7 protein-coding genes are annotated in these 4780 nt (G+C 41.3%); all 7 read left to right on the top strand.

The features are described 5' to 3' along the window. Positions 1–128: LPXTG cell wall anchor domain-containing protein (locus ACZYT3_RS12445; protein ID WP_464088877.1), on the top strand; the 128-nt coding region annotated here is incomplete at its 5' end. Positions 129–362: 234 nt separating this feature from the next. Next, the gene (locus tag ACZYT3_RS12450; protein ID WP_005339720.1) at positions 363–689 is read left to right on the top strand and encodes a YdcP family protein; all 327 of its coding nucleotides are present in this window, start codon (positions 363–365) and stop codon (positions 687–689) included. A gap of 15 nt (positions 690–704) precedes the next feature. After that, entirely contained in the window at positions 705–1088 is a 384-nt protein-coding gene (locus tag ACZYT3_RS12455; protein ID WP_008787611.1) for a YdcP family protein, read from the top strand. Between the two features lie 116 nt (positions 1089–1204). After that, the gene (locus tag ACZYT3_RS12460) at positions 1205–1846 is read left to right on the top strand and encodes a DUF2178 domain-containing protein (RefSeq protein WP_464088875.1); all 642 of its coding nucleotides are present in this window, start codon (positions 1205–1207) and stop codon (positions 1844–1846) included. Between the two features lie 3 nt (positions 1847–1849). Continuing rightward, on the top strand, positions 1850–2053 hold the full coding sequence (locus tag ACZYT3_RS12465) for a helix-turn-helix transcriptional regulator (protein WP_008787613.1): 204 nt from the start codon (positions 1850–1852) through the stop codon (positions 2051–2053). 67 nt (positions 2054–2120) lie between these two features. Next, positions 2121–3515 (top strand): FtsK/SpoIIIE domain-containing protein, encoded by a 1395-nt coding sequence (locus tag ACZYT3_RS12470; RefSeq protein ID WP_118368055.1) that lies wholly within the window; start codon positions 2121–2123, stop codon positions 3513–3515. Between the two features lie 183 nt (positions 3516–3698). Continuing rightward, a partial coding sequence (mobT, locus tag ACZYT3_RS12475) for a MobT family relaxase (protein WP_464088876.1) occupies positions 3699–4780 on the top strand: 1082 nt, incomplete at its 3' end.

Below are 4780 nucleotides of genomic sequence, written 5' to 3' on the forward strand. Positions count from 1 at the left end.
GACCTAGCGACAGTCCCAAAACGGGCGATAACACAAACCTTTACGGACTGCTTGCACTTCTTTTAACTTCTGGTGCTGGGCTGGCAGGTATCTTCTTCTACAAACGCCGTAAAATGAAGAAATCATAAGGCGGTAACGGTATGAGGAAAGAAAAATCACGCTCTCCGCCGAAGCTGTCAAACGGCAGACTTCCGCTTATTCTGGCTTGTCTGCTACTTACCTGCAAGAACACGGATAGTCAAGGGTGCGTAAGCATTGATTTTACCCTTTACTATCGGTGGGATTGCTGGTACTTCCCAAACCGCCAGAATAAGAAATCACAATCAATTTATCAAAAATAGAAAGAAACGAGGTAAAACAATATGGAAATGAAATATGTCGTGCCAGATATGGCACAGTCTTTTGGAACTCTTGAATTTGCAGGCGAAAGTGAGCCAGTCTTTGAAAGAGATAAAAATAACCGCAGGGTCTTAGCCAGACGAAGCTATAACCTTTATTCTGACGTACAAAAAGGCGAAAATGTTGTGGTGGAAATTCCCGTGCAGGCTGGCGAAAAGAAGTTCAAGTATGAACAGAAAGTAAAACTTGTCAATCCGAAGTTATACGGCAGAGGTTACGCAATCGGGGATATGGGACATACCGATTATGTGTTAGTTGCTGATGATATTGTAGCAGTTGAAGAAAAGTAAAGGAGTGAAGAATTTATGAGATTATCAAACGGGTTTGTTATTGACAAAGAGAAAACATTTGGAGAATTAAAATTTACAGCGGTGCGTGATGTGTTCTTACAGAATGAGGACGGGACACCGAGTACCCAGCTTAAAAAGCGTATCTATGATTTGAAGTGCAGTCTGCATGGTGGAATTATCCCCGTGTCCGTACCGCCAGAAGTACCGTTAAGGGAATTTCCGTACAATGCAGTTGTGGAGCTTGTCAATCCCGTAGCCGATACGGTATCAAGAAAGACTTATACGGGTGCAGATGTGGACTGGTATGTAAAGGCAGAGGATATTGTATTGAAGAATAAAGGCAACCAGAACGCAGGCAGTCCACAGAACCCTACAACGCAGGGACAGCCGAAGAAATAAAAGTGATGTATTTGTCTTAATTTTGATTGACCAATTTTGATTGACACAAACAATGCGGAGTGATATATTTATCTCATAAAGATACAAAAACATCTCATTTGAAAGGAGAGATAAATATGTCAAAGAAACAAATTAAAAAAATTATTTTTATGGGGGTAGGGTGTGCTTTATTGCTTATTGTTGGTACAATCTACTCCCTATTATACAATAATGGACGCTGGGTCAAAAATATGGATATGTCGGAATATGTATTTTCTTACAAGGATATTCCTATGTTAGTAATTGGAGCTTTAATAGCACTATATGCTATCTATATAGTAATTATCTGCTTTAAAAATGTCTTTTCAAAAAACAGCAGGGAAAAACGATATTCAAGAACAATTTCTCCTTACTGGGGATTTTGTGGAATGTTTGGTTTTCTGGGGTTTGGCGGATTTTGGACATACTATAAATTTGGAGAAATATTTCCTTTTGCTTTTTTCATATTTTTTGGTTTTTTCAGTTTTTTCTTTGAAGGTAAACTTTCTCATATCTTAGAAGATGAGCTTTTTCAAGAAAATAAACGTAAGGCACAATTAGAAGCCTACAAGATAGGTTTTAAACTATTATTTGTAGTTATCTGGCTTATGGCAATAGGTATGTTTTCCCGTAATGTTGAGTGGTGTGCAATATTTATGCTGATTTCTGTTTCACTTATCTATGCTCTTGTTCTTTTTCTTAGCAACTATTTATTATATCGTTATGAAAAAAGGGAATAAATTATGGAAGCAAAGTTTGTATGTAATTTAAAAAAATATCGTGTAGCACAAGAATTAACACAAGAACAACTCGCTGACATTGTAGGTGTTCGTCGTGAAACTATTATGAGATTAGAAAAAGCACAATATAATCCGTCACTTAAATTGGCAATAGATATTTCAAGAGCTGTAAAAGCTCCGATAGAAGATATATTTATTTTTGAATAAAGACAGTTTAAAGCAGTTAGTCTTAGGATTGACTGCTTTTTCATATCCAGAAAGGAGTGATTGATTTATGCGTAAGATTTGTAACAAAGGACACCGTATCAGAGCCAGCGACAAGCAACTTGTCTATCACTTTTCCATAGGGACGCTTCTGTTTGTATTCGTAGCGGTTCTTTTGCTACTGAATACGAAACAGCTCATGCGTACCGATTGGGAGCATTTCAGCTTGTTAGAGAACGGCTTGACGCTCTCCCCTTACAACTTCATAACCATACTGATAGCGACTGGTGTTTGTGCATTGGTCGCTTTTCTGTATTACCGCTTCTGTTACGATAGTTTCAAGAAGCTCCTGCACCGTCAAAAGCTGGCAAGAATGATACTGGAAAATAAGTGGTATGAAGCCGATACCGTACAAGACAGCGGTTTTTTTACTGACCTGCAAAGCAGATCAAGAGAAAAAATCGTCTGGTTTCCAAAGATTTACTATCAAATGGAAAAGGGACTGCTTCATATCCGCTGTGAAATCACGCTGGGGAAATATCAAGACCAGCTTTTACGGTTAGAGGATAAATTGGAAAGTGGCTTGTATTGTGAGCTGACCGACAAGACCCTGCATGACGGCTATATCGAATATACCCTGCTTTATGATATGATAGCAAATCGCATTACCATTGATGAAGTACGTGCAGAAAAAGGCTGTCTTAGATTGATGAAAAATCTTGTCTGGGAATATGACGCACTCCCCCACGCTCTGATTGCTGGTGGAACTGGTGGCGGTAAAACTTATTTTCTGCTGACGCTCATTGAAGCCTTACTGCATACCAACGCTGTCCTTTACATATTAGACCCGAAGAATAGCGACCTTGCGGACTTAGGAACGGTCATGCCAAACGTCTACCATACCAAAGAAGAAATGATAGACTGCGTCAATGCCTTTTATGAGGGCATGGTACAGCGAAGCGAGGAAATGAAGCGACACCCGAACTATAAGACAGGCGAAAACTACGCCTATCTGGGACTGCCACCCTGCTTTCTTATCTTTGATGAATATGTGGCGTTTTTTGAAATGCTGGGGACGAAAGAAAGCGTGAGCTTACTTAGCCAGCTAAAGAAAATCGTTATGTTAGGGCGACAAGCAGGTTATTTCCTTATCGTTGCCTGCCAGCGTCCAGACGCAAAGTATTTCTCGGACGGTATCAGAGATAACTTCAATTTCCGTGTGGGACTTGGGCGTATCAGCGAATTAGGTTACGGTATGCTGTTTGGTTCAGATGTGAAAAAGCAGTTTTTTCAGAAGCGTATCAAGGGGCGTGGATATTGTGATGTGGGAACAAGCGTTATCAGTGAGTTTTACACGCCTTTAGTCCCGAAAGGACATGATTTTTTGCAGACTATCGGCTCTCTTGCACAAGCAAGGCAGGACGGGACGGCGACGTGCGAAGCGAAAGGCGACGGCACGGACTAGCCGTTGCTGGTGTGGCGTTAGCCACGCCAGCAGGTAAAACCCCTCGGTATCTAACAGAGGGGTACGTTTGCAAATAGACAATAGACGAAAAACACAGGAAACATAAGGCTTATCGCATGGTTTCCTAGCAAAAATCGGCTGTGAAGTCGCCTTAAAAAACTTCACACTTGACAGATTGGGGGTATGGTTCTGAATGAAGAACAATGGATAAAAGAATTACGGGAAAAACGGATTGCTTACGGTATCTCACAAGGCAGGCTGGCGGTGGCGTCTGGTATCACAAGAGAATATCTCAACAAGATAGAAAGCGGAAAAATGAAGCCGTCAAAGGAACTTCTGAATACTCTGCATAAAGAACTGGCAAAGTTCAATCCAGAAGCACCGCTTACCATGCTGTTTGATTATGTGAAAATTCGTTTTCCCACGCTGGATATACAGCACATCATCAAAGATATATTAAAACTGAATATCAACTATATGCTCCATGAAAATTACGGGCGTTACAGTTATACGGAGCATTACTCTTTAGGGGACATCTTTATCTATACGTCGGCTGACGAAGAAAAAGGTGTCCTTTTAGAGTTAAAGGGGCGTGGTTGCAGGCAGTTTGAAAGTTACCTGCTGGCACAGCAAAGAAGCTGGTATGACTTTCTTATGGACGCACTTATAGACGGTGGCGTGATGAAGCGTATCGACCTTGCTATCAACGACCATACGGGCATTTTGGATATTCCAGAGCTTGCGGAAAAATGCAGGAAACGGGAATATATCGGAAAGTCCAGAAGCTATAAGTTTTACCAGTCGGGCGAGCTTATCAAGCACAGAGAGGACGACAGAGAATATATGGGGCGTACCCTTTATCTTGGGTCGCTGAAATCAGATGTGTATTTCTGTATCTATGAAAAGGACTATGAGCAGTACGTCAAGTTAGGGACACCTCTGGAAGAAGCCGACATTATCAACCGTTTTGAAATACGGCTTCGCAATGAACGAGCCTATTATGCGGTACGAGATTTACTGACCTATTATGACGCAGAACAGACCGCTTTTTCTATCATCAATCAGTATGTGCGGTTTGTTGATGAAGAACCCGACAAGCGAAAAAATGACTGGAAGCTCAATGACCGCTGGGCTTGGTTTATCGGCGATAACAGACAGAGCTTGAAGCTGACGACAAAACCAGAGCCTTACACCTTAGACCGCACATTGCGGTGGGTACAACGGCAGGTAGCACCGACCTTAAAAATGCTGAAAAAGATTGATAA

It is taken from the genome of Traorella sp. mt218 (genome assembly GCF_055420025.1).

Coding starts and splice junctions, on each gene's coding strand:
- ACZYT3_RS12465 (WP_008787613.1), top strand. CDS start 1,850: ATGGAAGCAAAGTTTGTATGTAATTTAAAAAAATATCGTGTAGCACAA.
- ACZYT3_RS12450 (WP_005339720.1), top strand. CDS start 363: ATGGAAATGAAATATGTCGTGCCAGATATGGCACAGTCTTTTGGAACT.
- ACZYT3_RS12455 (WP_008787611.1), top strand. CDS start 705: ATGAGATTATCAAACGGGTTTGTTATTGACAAAGAGAAAACATTTGGA.
- ACZYT3_RS12460 (WP_464088875.1), top strand. CDS start 1,205: ATGTCAAAGAAACAAATTAAAAAAATTATTTTTATGGGGGTAGGGTGT.
- ACZYT3_RS12470 (WP_118368055.1), top strand. CDS start 2,121: ATGCGTAAGATTTGTAACAAAGGACACCGTATCAGAGCCAGCGACAAG.